Source organism: Veillonella denticariosi JCM 15641 (genome assembly GCF_002959855.1).
Lineage (GTDB): Bacteria > Bacillota > Negativicutes > Veillonellales > Veillonellaceae > Veillonella > Veillonella denticariosi.
In genome coordinates, this window is record NZ_PPDB01000003.1 from 512,095 (window position 1) to 530,423 (window position 18,329).

The window sequence follows — 18,329 nt, forward strand, 5'->3', positions numbered from 1 at the left end:
TATTATTTAGAAATACAATGTGTTGATTATATGAGATATGTAAAAAGAAAGCTATATCATCAGCGAGCGACTTACGTAGAATGGAGCGAGAGGGTGATATAGCTTTCTTTTTGTCGTTAATTATTAAAAATATAGTAATAAAATAGGCCCGCTCTATATTAATAGAACGAGCCTATAGATTTATTCTATTTTGTACCAAGTTGCATACATCACGGGCAGTACGATGAGTGTCAGTACTGTTGCGACGAGCAGGCCGCCGCTGAAAGCGATGGCAAGAGGGCTCCAGAAAACGGATCCCATGAGGGGAATCATGCCCATGATAGCCGCAATGGCGGTGAGCATGATAGGGCGGAACCGAAGTGTTGCGGAGCTGATGATAGCTTCACGCGGTTCCTGTCCCTGCGCTTTGTGGATTTCGATTTGATCGAGCAGGATGATGGAGTTACGAATGATCATGCCCGACAGAGCGATGATGCCCAGAATGGCCATAAAGCCGAGCGGTGTTCTCGTAATGTTGAGGGCCACTACGACGCCGATGAGTCCGAGCGGAGCCGTTAATAGAGCCATGAACATGAGCGGAATCCTCTTCAATTGGAACATGAGAATCGTCATGATCACAAAGAGCATGATCGGCATCGGTACCAGTAATTTGTCTACCGCCGTAACGCTCTTTTCCGCGGAGCCGTCGAGGTCGATGGAATACCCTGCAGGCAAGCTGTCACGAATATCCTTTAATTGCTTATAGATTTCATTCGTTTTCGCATTGCCGAGAACGCCTTCTTTCACATTGGCGTGTACGCTGATGGTCGGCATCATGTTGCGATGCCAGATGATACCGTCCTCCTGGGTCATCATAATCGTTGCGATTTGGCTGAGCGGTACGTAATTACCGCTTCCCGTTTGAATAGGTAATGATGAAAGAGCACTTAAATTGTGCTGTGCATTGTCACCTAATCGGAATGTAATCGGAATGGTTTGATTACCTTCATAATATTCACCGGACTTCGTACCCGATAATAAGCTTTGCAGATGCAAGGATACGGAATAGCTGTCGATGCCGAGCAGACGCGCCTTATTCGGGTCGATATGCACGTTGGCGACCGGCTCCGTATCGGGCCAGTCGAAGGCTATATTATGTAAATCCTTGTCCTCCTGCATCCGTGCTTTCACGGTATTGGCGATTTCTTTCACCTTGGCCTGATCGGGTCCGGATACGCGCAGCATGACCGGATATTTCGATGGCGGGCCGATTTGCAGGAATTGTGTATTTACGAGGGCTGACGGGAATTGTTCGTTCAGATATGAGGTCAACTCGCTGTATAATTTATCCCGGTCCTCTAAGGATTTCGTGACGATCACATATTGGAGAAAATTATTCCGTTGCAGTTCAGGTTCCAATGTGAGCACGAATCGAGGGGATCCTTGGCCCACGTAGGATGCGAATGTCGAAATATGTTCATTATCCTGCAAATGCTTGTCGATGATTTTCGCCTGGCTTGCCGTGTATTCGATGGACGAACTCTGCGGGAACTGCATGGATACGACGATTTCATTCCGCGTGGAGGACGGGAAAAATTCCTGTTTGATGAGAGGGAATGAAACAAGTGAAAGTATGAAAGCAATCAACGTAATGCCGAGGACCGCCTTGTGATGGTCGAGGGACCAATGGAGGAGTCGTTCGAATTTATCGTTGAAGGTGATTTTCATCTTGTGCATGATATGGTCGCGTCTGGACCATTCCGATTCAGGCTTCGGTGCTTTTGTTTCGATGATTTTATATCCCAGTACAGGACTCACGAGAACGGAGGCGAACCAGGATAGAATGAGCGCCATGAAGACTACGATGGACAGGGATTTCGTGAATTCCGCCACCATTCCCTGTGCAAGGGCTAACGGCAAGAAGCCGGCACATGTAATGAGCGTCCCCGACAGCATAGGAAATGCCGTCGACTGGTATGCGAAGGTGGCCGCCTTGAAGTGACCCCAACCCTCTTCGAGCTTAACGTTCATCATTTCCACGACGATGATCGCATCGTCCACGAGAAGCCCCAGAGCCAAAATCAGGGCGCCGAGACTTACTTTGTGTAAGTAGATGCCGTTTTCATACATCAAAATAAATGTGGTGGACACGACAACCGGAATGGTGAGGGCCACGACGATGCCCGTGCGAAGTCCCAGGGACGCAAAGCTGACGAGCAGTACGATGGCGATGGCTTCGAATAGAGATTGCGAGAAATCGCCGATGGATTCCTTCACGATATGTGGCTGATTCGATACCTGATCGAGTTCGAGACCGGCAGGAATGGTTTTCTTCAGTTCAGCCAATTTTTTATCGATCGCTTCGCCGAATTCGATATTGTTTGCCCCTGCATCCATGGAGATGGCGATACCGATGGCCGGTTTGCCTTCGTAGTAGAACTGCGGGTCGCTCGGATCCTGATAGGTCATGGTCACGTCCGCCATATCGCCGAGGCGCAATGTCTGATTATTGACGCGTATCGGCATGTCCCGTACCGCCTGCGGGCTGTCGAAGAGACCGTTTATGCGAAGGTATACATTATTCGTATCCGTCGTAATCGTACCGGCCGGAACCATCATGCTCTGCTGTTTCAGGGCGGTCAAAAATTGCTGTGTGCTCACCTGATAGGATGCGAGCTTATCCTTGTTGATGGTGACGTTCAACGTCTGTTGCTGTACGCCGATGAGGCTGATTTTCTTTACATTCGGCACGGATAACAGCTGACGTTTCAGATCTTCCGCCTGTTTACGTTTTTCTTCGTACGAATATTCGTCACCGCTGATGGCGTAGATGATGCCGTAAACATCATCGAAGCGGTCATTGATGGTCGGACCCTGTACGCCCGCCGGCAATGATTTCCATTCGTCGTTGATCATGTTGCGCGCTTCTTCCCAGGCGGGACGAATCTGATTGGACGGTAAATCTTCTTTCAGATTGATATAGATGACGGATTTGCTGCCGTCCGTGAAAGATTTCGTATAGTCCAGTCCCGGTAAATCGCGCAGTTTTTCCTCCAATTTATCCGTTACCTGATCGGACATCTCCTGCGGGGAAGCCCCCGGCCAGGCGACGCCGACCACCATGGTGCGCATCGTAAAGTCCGGATCCTCCATGCGTCCCATATGGGTGAATGAGAAGACACCGAATGTGAGTAACACAGCCATGAAGTAATAGATGATGGATTTATGTTTTAAGGCCCATTCGGCTAGATTAAATTTCTTCATTGACTAACCGCCGTCCCTTCTTGTAATTGCTGAGTACCGGCGGTGATGACGATGTCGCCCTTCGAGAGGCCTGATGTGACGATAACCGAATTCGAACCGAATTCACCGGTTTTAATCGGTACGAGATGAGCCTTGTTGTCCCGTATGATATATACCGCATTATTACCGGACGAATCTTTTACCAACGCCGTCAAAGGAATGGTTAGATGCGTTGAATCCGTGGATGTCAGATTTGCGTTGATCGTCATGCCCAGTTGTACCGAGTCCGGAGGATTCTGCAAGGAAATTTTTACCGTATAGGTCCGCGCTACAGGATCCGGAACAGGAGAGATTTCGCGAACGACGCCCTGTACTTTTACGTCAGGAAGCGCCCAGAACGTAATCGTTGCAGGACTGCCCACGTGGACGGTGTTGAGTTCCTGTTCAGGAATGGAGATGACTGCCTCCGGCTCATGACCGGCCGCCAATATGCCCACCTGTTGGCCCGCCGCTACGACCTGACCCGGTTCGATGGTGAGGCTCGTGATGATGCCCGTATCGGGGGCGATCAAGTTAGTATAGCTGTCCTGATTGCTGCTCAAGTTGAGGCTGGCTTGCGCCTGTTGTAGTTGAGCCGCCGAGGCGTTTAACTGATTTTCCGCTTGATCCAGCTGCAATTTGCTGATCGCCTGCTGGGCGTACAGTTCGCGGTATCGCTTTGCATTTGTATTCGCCAGGTCATAAGCCGATTGAGCCGCTTTTACGGCGCCCTCCGCATTTTGTACCTGCGATGCCGTATCGGCGCCGTTGATCTGAGCGATGACCTGACCGGCCTCTACCTGATCGCCTACGCTGGCAAATTTGTTGATAACGCGTCCTCCGATCTGAAAGGCCAGATTGGTTTCCGTCCGATTATGAACGGTACCGGAATATCCGGCGCCGGTAGTGCCGCTTTCTTCGCCGATGGTAATGGTGCGGACCTTTAGACTCGCTTCATCTGTCTGTTTTTCTGAGCCGCAACCGCTGATGAGGGTCGCCCCTATCATGATGGCGGCTATCATTGATATGACTCTTTGATTCATAGAATCTCTCCTTTATCCCGTCTATAGCTATTTCATGTGAAAGTATCATTATATTAGCTCTTAGTATTTTCGGAAATAGTATTTCCCGAAATCAGTGGTACGTTTATACATTCTATAAGGAGTACATATGATAATGTATTTCATCATTAAGTACCAGAATAAGTACCAGAATAGCTGAAATAGGTACAGATTTTATATTTTATACAATTAAATAATACTATATATAGTGGAAAAATTCCAGTAAGTGTAAAGGAATTCTATAACTATAATTGTATTTATAACTAAACTGATGTGTAAATTATATGTTGAGTTACGATTGGAAGTTGAAATAGCCTCTATATAGGTGGCATAAAATCAATTAATAAAAAAATACCCTCTAAAGTTAGAAAATAAACTCTAACTTTAGAGGGTATCGAATCGTTATAAGGGTTATCTGATTATTCTTCTGTCGGCTCCGCAACGGGTTCTTCATAGGTGACGAGGATCTTGTCGATCCGCGTATTATCCATGTCGATGACTTCAAAGGTGTAGCCGTTCCATTTGACCTTGTCCAGTTCCTTCGGAATGCGTCCGAACAGAACATTCAAGAGGCCGCCCATGGTTTTGTACAAATCTTTTTCCTCGCCCGGTAATTCCGTGTCGATGTGAAAGAATTCTTTGAATTCGTCCACGTCGAGCAGGCCGTCTATGAGCCATGTACCGTCTTCGCGCTCGATGATGCGGTTTTCCTCTTCCTTGATTTCCTCCTCGCCGGACGGCATGAGGCCTACGATTTCCTCCATGATGTCGTGCAGTGTGACGAGACCGCTGAAGCCGCCGTATTCATCGAGAACGATGGTTTCGTGAACTCCTTCCGTGCGGAGCAGTTTAAGCAACTTCATGAGCGTAATGGATTCCGGTACGAGTAGCGGTTCTTTCAGACATGATTTAATGATATCGTGAATTGAAATGGAATCGTTTGGTCGCTGCATGATCTGTACCAACACGTCCGATACGGTTACGAGACCTTTCAGTTCATCCAAAGAGTCGGTACCGACGGGGATGCGATATTGGTTCGCGTTTTTGAGGACCTCCATGATTTCATCATCCGTGCCGTTCAGGTCAATCCATTTGAGCTGTGTGCGCGGTGTCATGATATCGCCGGCGTTCATATCGGCCAGGTGAAAGATGTTTTCTACGAGAATCGGTTCCTCTTCTTCATAAGCCCCCATGGCGACGCCTTCGGTGAGCATCTTGTTGATTTCGGATTCCGTTACAGGCGCCTCTTCTTTCACGGTGACGCCCAGTACTTTCAACAAAAATTCCGTCGAGATGCCGAGAAAGCTGACGATCGGTTTCAGTGCCACGGACAGCCAGTAAATCGGTTTCGCCACGATGACGGCGATGGATTCGGGGCTGTTTAAAGCGAGTCGTTTCGGCACCAGTTCGCCGATCACAAGTGACAGGTAGGTGATGATCGCTACGATGATGAAGGAGCTGATCGATGCGGCATAGTCCGCGATGGCCGGTATGGAATTTTTCAGTAATTCCTCTAGCGGTCCCGAGAAGGTGGCACCGGAGTACAGACCGGTCAGGATGCCGACGAGGGTGATGCCGATTTGAATGGTGGAGAACATTTCGTTCGGGCTCTCCGACAATTCAAACGCCTTTTTGGCGCGCTCGTTGCCGGCCTCCGCCATTTCCTCCAGGCGGCGCTTCTTGGCGTTGACGATGGCCAGCTCGGTCATGGAAAACAAGCCGTTGGCGATGATTAATACGATGATAATTATAAAATCTAAGGTCAGATCACTGTCCATTTGGGACTCCTTTTGTATGATATAAATCGAAATAATACCTTTATTTAGTATATCATATAAGTATAGATAGATGTTTATATAATGGTAAAAGTACCTCTAAGGGGTGCCTTTGTATCTATAGGAATCTAAATAGATTATTATAAAATAATTTTTATAAAACTAAAAATATAGGATAATATTACAGAAGGAGTATATCTATATCTATGTCAACATCTGAACAGGAATGGGAACAATTACTCGCTATCAAAACATCCGGCCGCGATGACAGTCGGTCCGACGGCGAGCATCATCCCTATGAGGCGACGGATTACTGCGTTCTCGAACGGCTTGCGAACAGCGGTTATATCCGTAAAAAACATACATTGATCGACTACGGCAGCGGCAAGGGGCGGGTCGGTATCTTTATGGCTTATCAGACGGGGTGCCGGTCCATCGGCATCGAATACGATGAACGACTGTACCTCAAGGCGTTGAAAAATACTGAAAGTCCGGCGGCTCGGAATCGCGTGTCCTTTGTCCTTGGTGATGCGGCCACCTATGAATTGCCTGATGCAGCGGATTGCTGCTTTTTCTTTAATCCCTTTGCGTTGCATACGATTAAGCGCGTGTTAGGTAATATCTTTGATTCCGTATATCATCATCCACGTAATATTCAGCTATTCTTTTACTATGTAAATGAAGAGGTGGAGAACTTTTTAAATACTCATGTGCGACTGGAGAAGGAAGTATTTATCGATTGCAGCGATCTGTTTCAGGAACCGGACGCAAAGGAAAAGATACTCGTTTATAGGGTGACTTTATTTTGATAGGACTGCGTAAACTTAAATACTATATTGTGTAAGGCTAAAGACTGTATGATTACACAAGTTTAATGGATATAGATTTTATAAATTTATATATTAACTGCATTTATGAATACCTCGGCGGGACCATGATACATTGATTTTCACAGGCAACAGAAAATCATGTCGCAGCCGGGGTTTTATTCATTTTATAGAGGAAAAACCGCGTAAATTCTGCTATAATACTATATTAGAGATTATAAAATTGATTTAGATTTTCAATGTTCTGTACATTAATTCGTATGCATTATTGAAATGTGTAGGACTGAATATAGAGCAGAGGAGGTACCTATGGAACTCATCACTACGACATTGATTGAACGAATTCGCAAGGCGCTGATCAAACGCTATGACAGAGATCAGCAGATTCAGCAGATGATTGAGGAAATCGGTACTGAAGAAGGGCTCAATGAAACCGAATTGGCTATCGTATATCAGGCTTATCTGGAGGTTAAGGAGCGCGTGTATTACACGTCCACCTTGGTTGATCTGTGGAATCAGATCGATGAGGTGCAGAACCGGATGGCGCTGCTTCATACGTACGAATCTCTGGAACAGGATCTGTTCGGTGATGTCGTGGGACATGTTTACGATGATGGTACCGTAGGTCATGGTATCGGCAAGGGTGTCGATAATCGTCACGATGCGTACGCTATGGAAGAGGTGCAGCTCGAGGATGTGCCGCTTCAACATGATACGACGGTGGGCGTGAATCATATCAAATTGAATGAACTTCATGCGATGGGCGGTTTGTTTACAGGTGCCGGTGAAAGCATCGAAAAAAACGCCGATATGGATGATTTGGATGAAGCATCCATAGAGCATATGCATGCGGAGCCGTTGCAAGGTGTGGAATCACTGGAGACAAAACATGTACATGATTCTGCGGATGCTTTCAAAGAAAAACAATCCTTTCTATCAGAGCATAAACAATCTAATTTCGATGATGAAGATAATATTGATACATTTGATGCAGATGGATCATATGATGGGAAGAGAGATTTCAAGAAAACCGATTCGGAAGAAGAGTCAGACGACGATGTATCCATTGACCCTTTCACGGCGGTAAATGCCCTGTTGTTCGGTAAATCCGATATGGATAGAAAAAAGGGCCAAAAGAAGCTGGAAAAGCTCATTAAAAAGCAGTTGAAGCGTGTTGATAAAGAATGGGTCCGCATTAACGGCACGGACGGAAAATCTAAAAAATCCACAGACAAAAAAGATAAAGACAAAAAAGCTAAGAAAGATAAAGATAAGAAAAATAAAAAGGACAAAAAAGATAAGCTGAAAAAGTCGAAGGATAAAAAGGATAAGAAAGATAAGTCGAAGAAGGACAAATCCAAAAAATCCAAAGATGAAACATTCACATTCAAAGATGATACATCTAAGTCCAAAGACAAGAAATCAAAGGATGGAAAAGCCAAGTCTAAAGGTGATAAGGATAGGTTTAAAAATGCCAAGAAATCTAAAGATGATAAGGCAAAATCCGATTATAAATCTTTAGGTTTGAGTGATAAAAAAATTGATTTGTTCAATAAGAAATCACAAAAGGCCGGTAAAGGCGAAAAAAAGTAAAAACGATGGTTTTGTGGTCTGCTGGTGAAAAAATGGCGGGTGCCGGAACTGTCGACCGCGGCTGCGGAAAATGTAAACGGTGCAGGGGGAATAGGTGTAAGAAGTATCCCCTATGATGCATGATTATAGAGTTTGATGAGTAAATACGAGTAATAGAGAGGTTACGATATGAGCCGATGGCAGAGATTATTTCAGGGTATAGCGGATGAGATCAGGATTTTTATCTTCTTCTCCCTATTGTTAACCGTATTTAGAATCGTATTTCTCCTTAAATTTCAATCACAGCTGGCGACGGCATCGATGCATGATGTGCTGATGTCGTTGTGGCTCGGGTTCCGGTTGAGCTTGAAGACGGTCGGCGCTCTTTGCTTATTGAGCTTTGTGGGCGGCACTTTGGTGCACACCTTTGTACCGAAATGGCCGTCACTAAAAATCAAGAAAATCATTTCCTCTATCGCCGTCGTTTTACTGACATTACTATTTTTCGGACGAATTCCGTTTTATACAATCTTTAATTCATCTTACAATGCTATGCTCATTAACGGCAAGAATGATGATATGTCCGCCATTATTAATACGGCTGTCAACGAATATCACGCTATTCCGTACCTCATCGGTGCCCTTATTGTAAGCGGTATTTTATGCCGATTATTGAATCGGATTTTGGATCCCGTTACGATACAGTGGACACCGAAAACAAAGCTTTCACAATGGCTGACGGGCATAGGACTTTTTCTCATCTTCGGCCTTGTATTTCTGACATTCCGATTCGGCGGAGCTTTCAGCTATACGAAATCCATTAACTGGGAAAGTGCGGCGCGCCTCAATTCCAATTTGTTGAATGAAACGATTCTCGACGATGTACAGGCGCTGTATCGTGTTAAAAGTATCGCTAAACGAACGGAGGAGCTTGAGGTTATCAACTTGACGCCGGCGGAACTGAATGAGAAGATCAAGGCCATCGGCGGAAAGCCTAACGGCAGTACATTTGATGCGGCTTTCACAAAAACGGTGACTCGTCAGCGATTACAGGAACAGCCGCGGTCGATTAACGTCATTCTCGGTGAATCCTATGGATTATGGCCGTTTTTGCCTGAATATAACGAACCTGGCGTATATCTCGTCGAACAGGGCAGAAAATATGCGGCCGATCCTCAGGCGATGAGCACGCACCTGGCGTTGGCTCAGGGAACGGGCACGATGCCGGCCATTAACGGACTGTTGACGGGAATGCCCGATACGGGATTATATCCGAATTATGAAAATCAAAGCTTCGTACAGTCTTACGGTCTCGGCATAGGTCCTGTCATGAAGAAACTGGGATACAAAACGGTGTTCTGGTACGGCGGATTCAGCACGTGGCAGAACGTGAAGAATTTTGTTTTATCCCAAGGTTTTGATGAATTCCACGATGCGTCCGAGATTCCCAGCGATGAAGGAAATGCGTGGGGCGTGGCGGATAAATACCTCTTTAAGGCCATTTCCGATTATATGGATCAGCACCGGGGCGAAAAAATCATCAATGTCATCATGACCACGTCAAATCATCCGCCATATAATGTGGATGTCGCTAAGGAAGGCTTCGATGTCAATAAGGTTAAGGGTCATTTGCCGGATTCCATCGCTGAAACGGATAAACAGTTAAATGAAATGGGGCATATCTGGTATGCCGACCATGTGATGGGCGAATTTATCGGTCGCGAAGAGCAGCAGGATCCGACGGCGCTGTTCGTCATCACCGGCGATCATAGCGAACGATTCAACTTTGCTCACGATGTAGGACCGAATGTGGCCTCTACGATACCGATTATCTTTTACGGTCGCGGTATTCATAAAGACTGGCTTGCGCCGAATGCGTTCGGCATGAGTATCCAGATTATTCCGACACTGGCTGAGCTTGCAGGTCGTGAAGGACAGACCTATGAAGCGATGGTGCCGAGCCTGTTCAGCCAGGAACAGTTTGTCTTCAATCATCGCTTATGGCTTGATAATAACGGTAAGGTATCGGAACAAAACTCACAGATGCCGGCGGCGTACGGAGATGTGATCAGGACTATGCGGGAACTGGCGGCATGGCGAATTAAGCATGGGAATAGCATTGAGTAAATATATAGAGAATTTATAAAGAAGAGAAGTCAGGATTATATGGGTGAACAATTTTTTCTATCATTACAACAAAATATTAAATTATTTATTTGGTTACCCATACTATGTGCTATATTTCGAGCAATTTTTATATGGATGTATCATCCGTATCAATCCCTAGCGGGTAAAGGAAAGATTATCAGAGAATGCTTTCGTTTCGGCTTTTGGTGGGGCCTCGATATCAATGCGTATCAACTATTGATTCTGCTTGTATTAGGGACCTTGCCATCGTTACTCATTCCTGATTTACAGACTGTTTTGCCCGTGATCATCAATGTGTTGGTGAGCTGCATCATATATGCCGCTTTTACGGGTAAGCTCATATTTTATAAACATTTTAATGATACCTACAATTACATGGTTCATTATGGAGCGCATGCGGATAAACATAATTTGATTGATATTTTCTTTAATCAGGACAAGGGCGGATGGATTGTTGCCGGATTTATTCCCATGGCGATGATCAGCTATTTTGCCAGCATGATGTTGTTGGCGTTGCCGACGATTCCTTATCCTTCTTTTGAAAGTACCCTTACAGAAGGTTTTGGTATTTTTGGATTTTTAGCACTGTATATATTGCTTTATTATTGGCTACATTACGGGGGAACCTTAAATCATCGTAATAAGCCCGAATGGGACGTAGTTCCTACGATAGTGAAAGAGGATATTTTCTTTGCGAAGGCTACAGTTGATGATTTGGAGGCACTTAAATTAGTGCGTAAGAATCCGTTGCAGCCGGAGCAGATGAAAACCGATGATGAACTGGCGCAAGACATTAATCATATCGCCATAAACGATTCATGGCGCTCATTAGACCATCCGTTATTTGCTTTTAAACGGGTTGCATCGGGTCCGCGCATTACGAAATCGAAACATATATTTTTTATTGTCGGTGAAAGTATCACACAATGGTCTATGGACCCGTTATATGAATCCTTTAATATTTGTCCCGGGTTAAAGAGATTTGCCGGAGATGAGCATACATTGACTGTCCCTAATTTTTTACCTGCCGGTAATGTATCTCGTCCATCTATTTCAAGTCTTATGAGCGGTATTTACGATAGCGGCATGGAGCTTAATGAAAAGGAGCAGTTTTGGCATGAAACATTACCGACTGCGCTGGCTCATCAGATAAAGAAATTGGGATATCAGACGATATACTGGTACGGTGGCAACTCCTCCAGTGGGAACTTTACAAAATTCGGCAAAGCCCAAGGATTTGATCGCATTGAAAATGCGACTGCATTTTGCGGACCTAAGGCACCGCAGACATGGTTAGGGGTGTATGATCACGTATTTTTAGCGGAAGCCACACGTCTTATCAGTGATATTGATGAGCCTACATTTCATTTTGTGTACACTACCACGAATCATGGTCCGTATAAATTACCTGATACACTGCTTGATTTTGATGCTCACCGTGATTTGCAAGGTGCAGGAAACGATATCATCAATCGCAAAGCCGATAATAAAGGCTTAGCGACGTATAAATATTGTGATAAGACAATTTTTGATTTCGTAGATGCGATGAAAGCAAGATTTCCGGACAGCCTGTTTATCGTAACCGGAGATCATTCCGCATTATTCGGAGAATTTAATAACACGTCGTTCTTACACCGTGACTATACGGTGCGCGAACGTTTTAATACGGTATGTTATATACAGCATCCGGAGTTTTCTAGGGATACTTTCACCACATCCATCGGCACGCATTTAAGCCTGATGCCGACCATAATTGAAGCTATCGCTCCGAAGGGATTCGAGTACTATTCTATTTTACCGTCCTTATTTGAAACGCAGCCGCCGGTACATGTAACACCATATCAATGGATTACGGATATCATGGTGGGCGATGTTCGTGAGGATTATGGGCAGTATAACGTATACGGTCGTGATCCGGTGGAATACATCAGACCGATTGATAATCATGCGGATGAAGCCAATCGCTGGCGGTCGCTTTCAACATGGCTTATGAAACATAGCAGACAGAATGAGGGAGTATAGTATGGCGACATTAACAGTTATAATTCTGGCGAAAAATGAAGAGCAGAATATCAGGGATTGCATTGCAACGGTAACGTTCGCTGATGAAGTATTGGTTATCGACGATTTCAGTTCCGATGCGACGCCTGATATAGCACGTTCTATGGGGGCCCGTGTGATACAGCACGCCATGAATGGTGACTGGGGCGGACAGCAGACCTTTGCTATTAAAGAGGCTAAGTCAAAATGGATTCTTTTTCTCGATGCTGATGAGCGCATTTCACCGGAACTGGGGCGAGAAATTATTGCCGCAGTAAAGCGGGATGAGCCAAAAGCATATTGGATACAACGTAGAAATCGCTTTCACCATAATGAGGCGACGCATGGTGTATTGCGTCCCGATTATGTATTGCGCTTGATGCCTGCTGAAGGAAGTTATGTCGAAGGATATGTACATCCGGCTATTATTACTCCTTATGAAGAAGCTAAATTGACGGGTCCCATGTATCATTACACCTATGATAACTGGCATCAATATTTCAATAAATTCAATAACTATACAACGTTGGCTGCTGAAAAATATAGAGATGCCGGTAAGTCCTGTTCGTTCGTTAAGGATATACTTTTGCGTCCTCAGTGGGCATTTTTTAAGGTCTATGTGTTGGATAAGGGCTTTTTAGATGGAAAGCTGGGTTTCATTTTATCCGTAAATCATTATTTTTATACGATGATTAAATATGTAAAACTCTATTATTTGTTGAAGTCAAAGGGGAAGCTATAATCAGTAGATGAAATTATAAATATGACGATAATTATATCTTTCATTTATATTCCTGGAGTTATATAATTCGTAAGAGAGGATCACATCAATGCGTGTCGCTATTTTGGAAAGCATCATTATGCCAGCCGGTCATGAGGTGGAATTTGATCGCATCATTATTAATGAATTGAAACGCCAAGGTCATGAGCCTGTATTGATGGTACCTGAGAATTTTAAATTTAAGGTCGATTACGGTGTAGATGTAATATATCTTGATGGCGGAGAGGTGGTTACCTATGCAGGGGCTGCCAAGTGGAAAAAGCCGTTTCTATCACTGCTTCGGGAAAAACGCCGTCGCGCCTGGTTCAGAGCGGCTGCGCGAAAATTAACGGACCATAATTGTGATGCCCTCATCATTCCTACGGCGACATATCGTTATGTGAAAGCTCTTTTAGATACATCCTTAAAAAATGCGGCGGTGCCGATACATCTTATTTTTCATGGTATCGGTAAAGGTGAAAACAGGAGATTTCTCACACAGGCGGAACGGGCGGGTCGATATGAGAATATTTATTTAGATGTCATTACCTTGCGTGACGATATGCTGCGCTCCGATTTGCCGCGTGTGCGAGCTGTTGCACCGCCTGTATTTACGCCGTCCATAGAGGAAAGACAGGCTTTTACGATTCATCATCCGTTGCGATTGGGTTTTTTTGGGCAATTTAGAAAAGAGAAAAATATTATTCCGTTGCTGGATGCTTTTAAAGGTGCTACTTTTAAAGGGCCCGTGGAACTATTGGTGCAAGGGGCTACGGCAAAACCGGAGGATGGGGAGTTATTTGATTCCATTGCCCGCAGTTATGCCGATGTAGAAGGGCTGACCTTTCTGCATGCGAACTTGATCGGTCCTGAATGGGACCGGGCGCTACTGGATGTCGATGCTATTTTGATGCCCTATGGTGCTGAGCGTTATCGTTATCATTGGAGTGCCATGTTGTTTACGGCGATCGGATTCAATAAACCGGTTCTCGTGTCCCCTGAAATTAATCCCGAGGTGTTGCAACAGTATCGTGTCGGTGAAAGCATTGATGTTTCCGACGTTGATACAATTCGACGCGGATTAGAGCGCTTCGTTAATCAAATGATAGAAAATCCTTCCGTTTATCAGGAAGGATTACAACGGGCTAATGAAACATATAGCCATAGGCGTATGATACAATCAATGTTAGAGACATAAATTTAACGAATATATCGGTATATAATATATCCGCATTTATTATGAATACATCGTTATTTATTATAGATGATATCATCATAGATAATAAATAGTTATAGATGAGATAGTATTGTAGATAAATTATTAATCATATCAGTAAATAGGAAAATAAATAGAAAAATCTGTATCTTAAGAAAGCTATACGTACTATATCTTATACGATGCTATATTTGAGATACATGCATATAGTATAAAGTAATCGTAAGGAGCGTGTATGTTTCAATATATTAAAGGTCAATGGAGTAATGGCCGTGCTATTTACGGAAAAAAGAGCTGGCGTGAAACGCGTCGCGTAATCCTCCATTTTTTGCGTACTGTTTTTCATAAGCGGGAAATCATGGAGTATAAAGACTTCTTTCAAAATTATAAGCCTGACGCTCATATCCTGGATAAACAGGAAGGTCTTTATGAGCTGATGAGCCGTATCTTTTTATTTAAAGAGTCCACCTTGCGCGAGCGAATTGATGCGGTGAAGAACCATTTTACAGCGTTGGAAAGCGTTTTCACGCCGGAAACGATTGCCATGTTATACAGTCCGGATGACGCAAAGCCGGAAGCGTTGAAACAGGGAATCCTATTGTGGCAAGATGAATCGTTACATATGACGGCTCATCTTAATTTTATGACAGGGCAGCGTAAAGAGGGCTTATTTACGATTCTATTGAAGCTCGGTGATGAAGGTGTTTATCATGCGAATATTCGTCTGGGGAAAGGCTTAAATGGAGAGCCGGCTCTATGGATCGGGACCGTTCAGGGCTATAAAGACGGTTTAGAGAATGCCAAGCATATTACGAAAAAAATGTTTGGGTACAGACCGAAAAATTTTATTATCTTTTTGGTTCGGGAATTGGCGAAATATTGTAAGGTTGAATCCATGTATGCCGTGTCGGATGAAGGTTTTTATGCTAACACGCATATGGTTCGCGGTCATAAAGCGAAGGTCGCTGAACTTGATCCGTTATGGGAGGATATCGGCGGCGTTATAACCGAGGATTCACGCTTTTATAAGATCCCTTTAGAGGAATATCGTAAGCCCATTGAAGAGATCAAATCACAAAAACGCAGTCAATATAGAAAGCGTTACGGATTATTGGATTCATATGAGGTTCAAATCAGGGATAATTTGAAACCGTATTTATTAAATAATAACCAGTAGGTTTCAATCAGTAATTAGCGTGAGTATACAATTTGTGTACAGAGAGTTGAGTTGTTATATTTAAGCATAGGAAATGATTAAATAGGGGAATTATATGCGTATATTATTAGCAAACTTGACGAAAATGGTAGGAGATACGGGCGGATTAGCAAAGGTGACGGCGGCTTTTGCCAATGAAATGCATCATCGCGGTCACGAAGTAAGCCTTGTCTATAGTGATGTTAAGAAGGGGCAGTTTTACTATCCTATCGATATGGCGGTGAGGACCTATGATTTATGTCATTATGAGGGTCAGTCTATAAAGATCCCTCTGTGGTATAAGCTGAAGCGCGAGCTACTACGTTCAGTCGATACTCGTAAGGCTCGTGGCGTAAATAATGAGTTTACATCAAATTATTTACTGGATAATTTACGGTCCGTATTGGAACGGACGAAGCCGGATGTGATTGTATCGTTTCAACCGGCCGCCGCTAAGGCTTTATTGCTCGATTTAGGTGTCACGACTCCTGTTATTACGATGAGTCATGGGGATCCGGAGGATTACTTTCACATTTATCCGATAGAGGAGATATCCGCTGTTGAAAAAAGCACGATAAATCAAGTGCTATTGCCGTCCTTTGGGGATCATATTAAAAATCATATACCGGATGCGCGTATCGTCGTCATCGGTAATGCGATTCCACAATATGATGAACAGGCGGATTTAAGGGCTGACAAGAATAGATATAAGATTCTGTTTGTTGCACGGTTAGATAAAAATCATAAACGTCCTCATCTGCTGCTGGAGGCATTTGCTCCATTAGCAAAACGGTATCCCGATTGGGATGTGGAAATTTGGGGGCAGGAAGATCGCAAAATTTATAAAAAAGAACTGGATCGTATCGTAGTTAGAGAAGGTCTGCAGGAACGCATCCGCTTTATGGGAACTACGAAGGATATACCGAGTGTTCTTACGCAAGGCGATTTATTTGTGTTTCCCAGCGCATACGAAGGGTTCGGTTTATCGTTGGGGGAAGCCATGAGCATGGGACTACCTGCGATAGGGTATAAGAGCTGCTCCGCGGTGAATGAACTCATTGTAGATGGCGTGAACGGGATACTTTGCGATGACGGTGTTGCACCGCTGACAATGGCTTTGAATCGATTGATGGGAGATCGAGAGCTGCGAATCTGGATGGGTATGCAGGCGAGGGAATCAATGAAACAATATGCACCGGAACTCATTTGGGATCAATGGGAGTCATTGTTATTAAATGTAGGGAAATAATAAAAGACTTTTCGGGAGATAAGCCATGACAGATAGAAAAAAAATATTTATCACTACCGGCGGTGGTGTAGGGGATTTGATCATGTTTACGCCCGCATTGCGGCGTATAAAGGAATTACATCCGAATTATGAATTGACGATTCTGACGAAACAACAGACGGTAGATGTGATTAATCGAATACCCTGGATCGATCATGTTATCGGCGTTAGACGTGGTATCTTTTTGTCGCGATTTCGCGCATTGGAAGATTTATATGGGCAGGATGTGGCTGTTTTTACCGACTGGCAACCGCACCTTTTACCCTTTGCATATATTTTCGGGATTTCTGAACGGATAGGGAAATCGAGACTCAGTAATCCAATCAGCCGATTATTGACGCAAACATTGACACATGATGTGATGCGCGAGACGAGATATGCGGCGGAAACGAATGCACTGCTGTTTGCGGAAGCGTTGCATATTGAGATTCCGGGTGATATGACACATCCTGATGTTTCCATGCCGACCGACGAAGAAAAACAGGCTATATATGACAGGTGTAAGCAGTTTGGTGTAGATTTACATCATCCCTTTATACTTTTGACACCGTACAGCAGTCGATATGAACGGGATTGGCCGGTCGATTATATCTATGAATTCATTGAATTGGTAAAAGCGAAATACAATATGCCTGTCATTGTAGCGGGTATAACAAAAGAAAATAATGATAGATTGCAGGATGTACCATATAATGTGATAAATCGGACGAGCTTTGCGGAGTTAGTCGCGCTCATAGGATATTCGACTTGTCATATAAGTGTAGATAGCGGTCCTATGCATGTATCGGCCGCATTGGGGCAGACGGTGATTCCTTTATTTAACAAGGATTTACCGTCTCGTTGGGCCCCTAAACATCATTGTTATCCTATTTATTTAGGCGATGATTCTTACAAGGTATATGGAGAGCCGATGCCGTTGGTCAATCAGGAAGACTGGTCGGATATAAGAAATATTACACCTTATATGGTGTACAATGTATTGGAATATTTAGAAAATAGGAATAGTGTATAATTAATTAGAAGACTTATTGGGGGAGACATTAAAGATATAAGTCATGTGGGGTTAATATGGGGAGTCAAACATTGAATATAGAACGGTTAGATAATATACAGTCGTCATGTCTACTGCTATTCACGATTTTTTTGATGGTCAGCAGTTTTAATGCAGGCTATAGTATTTCGCTGG

The 18,329-nt window shown here is 44.1% G+C and carries 12 protein-coding genes; 9 read left to right on the forward strand and 3 right to left on the reverse strand.

Features of this window, described 5'->3' with window-relative positions:
• Positions 1 to 180: 180 nt before the first annotated feature.
• The 3 genes from VEHSUH05_RS04790 to VEHSUH05_RS04800 form a co-directional block, all read right to left on the reverse strand.
• Positions 181 to 3,243 (reverse strand): efflux RND transporter permease subunit, encoded by a 3,063-nt coding sequence (locus VEHSUH05_RS04790; protein WP_105090883.1) that lies wholly within the window; start codon positions 3,241 to 3,243, stop codon positions 181 to 183.
• Positions 3,240 to 4,304, reverse strand: coding sequence for an efflux RND transporter periplasmic adaptor subunit (locus VEHSUH05_RS04795; protein ID WP_105090884.1), 1,065 nt, complete (start codon positions 4,302 to 4,304; stop codon positions 3,240 to 3,242). Before VEHSUH05_RS04795 ends, VEHSUH05_RS04790 begins: the two co-directional genes overlap by 4 nt.
• Positions 4,305 to 4,741: 437 nt before the next feature.
• Entirely contained in the window at positions 4,742 to 6,100 is a 1,359-nt protein-coding gene (locus VEHSUH05_RS04800) for a hemolysin family protein (protein WP_105090885.1), read from the reverse strand.
• Positions 6,101 to 6,303: 203 nt separating this feature from the next.
• Between VEHSUH05_RS04800 and VEHSUH05_RS04805 the strand changes: the two genes are divergently transcribed.
• From VEHSUH05_RS04805 to VEHSUH05_RS04845, 9 genes are all read left to right on the forward strand, one after another.
• The gene (locus VEHSUH05_RS04805; protein WP_054674440.1) at positions 6,304 to 6,906 is read left to right on the forward strand and encodes a class I SAM-dependent methyltransferase; all 603 of its coding nucleotides are present in this window, start codon (positions 6,304 to 6,306) and stop codon (positions 6,904 to 6,906) included.
• Positions 6,907 to 7,233: 327 nt separating this feature from the next.
• Positions 7,234 to 8,517: a transcriptional regulator gene (locus VEHSUH05_RS04810; RefSeq protein ID WP_105090886.1), complete on the forward strand. Its 1,284-nt coding sequence runs from the start codon at positions 7,234 to 7,236 to the stop codon at positions 8,515 to 8,517.
• 168 nt (positions 8,518 to 8,685) lie between these two features.
• Positions 8,686 to 10,623 carry an LTA synthase family protein gene (locus VEHSUH05_RS04815; protein ID WP_105090887.1) on the forward strand — a complete coding sequence of 646 codons (1,938 nt, stop codon included), beginning with the start codon at positions 8,686 to 8,688 and terminating at the stop codon, positions 10,621 to 10,623.
• Positions 10,624 to 10,662: 39 nt separating this feature from the next.
• Positions 10,663 to 12,666 (forward strand): LTA synthase family protein, encoded by a 2,004-nt coding sequence (locus tag VEHSUH05_RS04820; RefSeq protein WP_105090888.1) that lies wholly within the window; start codon positions 10,663 to 10,665, stop codon positions 12,664 to 12,666.
• 1 nt (position 12,667) lies between these two features.
• Positions 12,668 to 13,426 (forward strand): glycosyltransferase family 2 protein, encoded by a 759-nt coding sequence (locus VEHSUH05_RS04825; protein ID WP_105090889.1) that lies wholly within the window; start codon positions 12,668 to 12,670, stop codon positions 13,424 to 13,426.
• Between the two features lie 88 nt (positions 13,427 to 13,514).
• On the forward strand, positions 13,515 to 14,642 hold the full coding sequence (locus VEHSUH05_RS04830; protein WP_105090890.1) for a glycosyltransferase family protein: 1,128 nt from the start codon (positions 13,515 to 13,517) through the stop codon (positions 14,640 to 14,642).
• 253 nt (positions 14,643 to 14,895) lie between these two features.
• On the forward strand, positions 14,896 to 15,837 hold the full coding sequence (locus VEHSUH05_RS04835; RefSeq protein ID WP_105090891.1) for a VirK/YbjX family protein: 942 nt from the start codon (positions 14,896 to 14,898) through the stop codon (positions 15,835 to 15,837).
• 94 nt (positions 15,838 to 15,931) lie between these two features.
• A complete protein-coding gene (locus VEHSUH05_RS04840; RefSeq protein WP_105090892.1) occupies positions 15,932 to 17,104 on the forward strand; it encodes a glycosyltransferase in 1,173 nt (390 codons plus the stop codon).
• A 25-nt stretch (positions 17,105 to 17,129) separates the two neighbouring features.
• The gene (locus VEHSUH05_RS04845; RefSeq protein WP_105090893.1) at positions 17,130 to 18,155 is read left to right on the forward strand and encodes a glycosyltransferase family 9 protein; all 1,026 of its coding nucleotides are present in this window, start codon (positions 17,130 to 17,132) and stop codon (positions 18,153 to 18,155) included.
• Positions 18,156 to 18,329: the final 174 nt, after the last annotated feature.

Excerpts from the sequence above, each read along its gene's own strand:
- VEHSUH05_RS04790 (WP_105090883.1), bottom strand. The coding sequence starts at position 3,243 with ATGAAGAAATTTAATCTAGCCGAATGGGCCTTAAAACATAAATCCATC.
- VEHSUH05_RS04795 (WP_105090884.1), bottom strand. The coding sequence starts at position 4,304 with ATGAATCAAAGAGTCATATCAATGATAGCCGCCATCATGATAGGGGCG.
- VEHSUH05_RS04800 (WP_105090885.1), bottom strand. The coding sequence starts at position 6,100 with ATGGACAGTGATCTGACCTTAGATTTTATAATTATCATCGTATTAATC.
- VEHSUH05_RS04805 (WP_054674440.1), top strand. The coding sequence starts at position 6,304 with ATGTCAACATCTGAACAGGAATGGGAACAATTACTCGCTATCAAAACA.
- VEHSUH05_RS04810 (WP_105090886.1), top strand. The coding sequence starts at position 7,234 with ATGGAACTCATCACTACGACATTGATTGAACGAATTCGCAAGGCGCTG.
- VEHSUH05_RS04815 (WP_105090887.1), top strand. The coding sequence starts at position 8,686 with ATGAGCCGATGGCAGAGATTATTTCAGGGTATAGCGGATGAGATCAGG.
- VEHSUH05_RS04820 (WP_105090888.1), top strand. The coding sequence starts at position 10,663 with ATGGGTGAACAATTTTTTCTATCATTACAACAAAATATTAAATTATTT.
- VEHSUH05_RS04825 (WP_105090889.1), top strand. The coding sequence starts at position 12,668 with ATGGCGACATTAACAGTTATAATTCTGGCGAAAAATGAAGAGCAGAAT.
- VEHSUH05_RS04830 (WP_105090890.1), top strand. The coding sequence starts at position 13,515 with ATGCGTGTCGCTATTTTGGAAAGCATCATTATGCCAGCCGGTCATGAG.
- VEHSUH05_RS04835 (WP_105090891.1), top strand. The coding sequence starts at position 14,896 with ATGTTTCAATATATTAAAGGTCAATGGAGTAATGGCCGTGCTATTTAC.
- VEHSUH05_RS04840 (WP_105090892.1), top strand. The coding sequence starts at position 15,932 with ATGCGTATATTATTAGCAAACTTGACGAAAATGGTAGGAGATACGGGC.
- VEHSUH05_RS04845 (WP_105090893.1), top strand. The coding sequence starts at position 17,130 with ATGACAGATAGAAAAAAAATATTTATCACTACCGGCGGTGGTGTAGGG.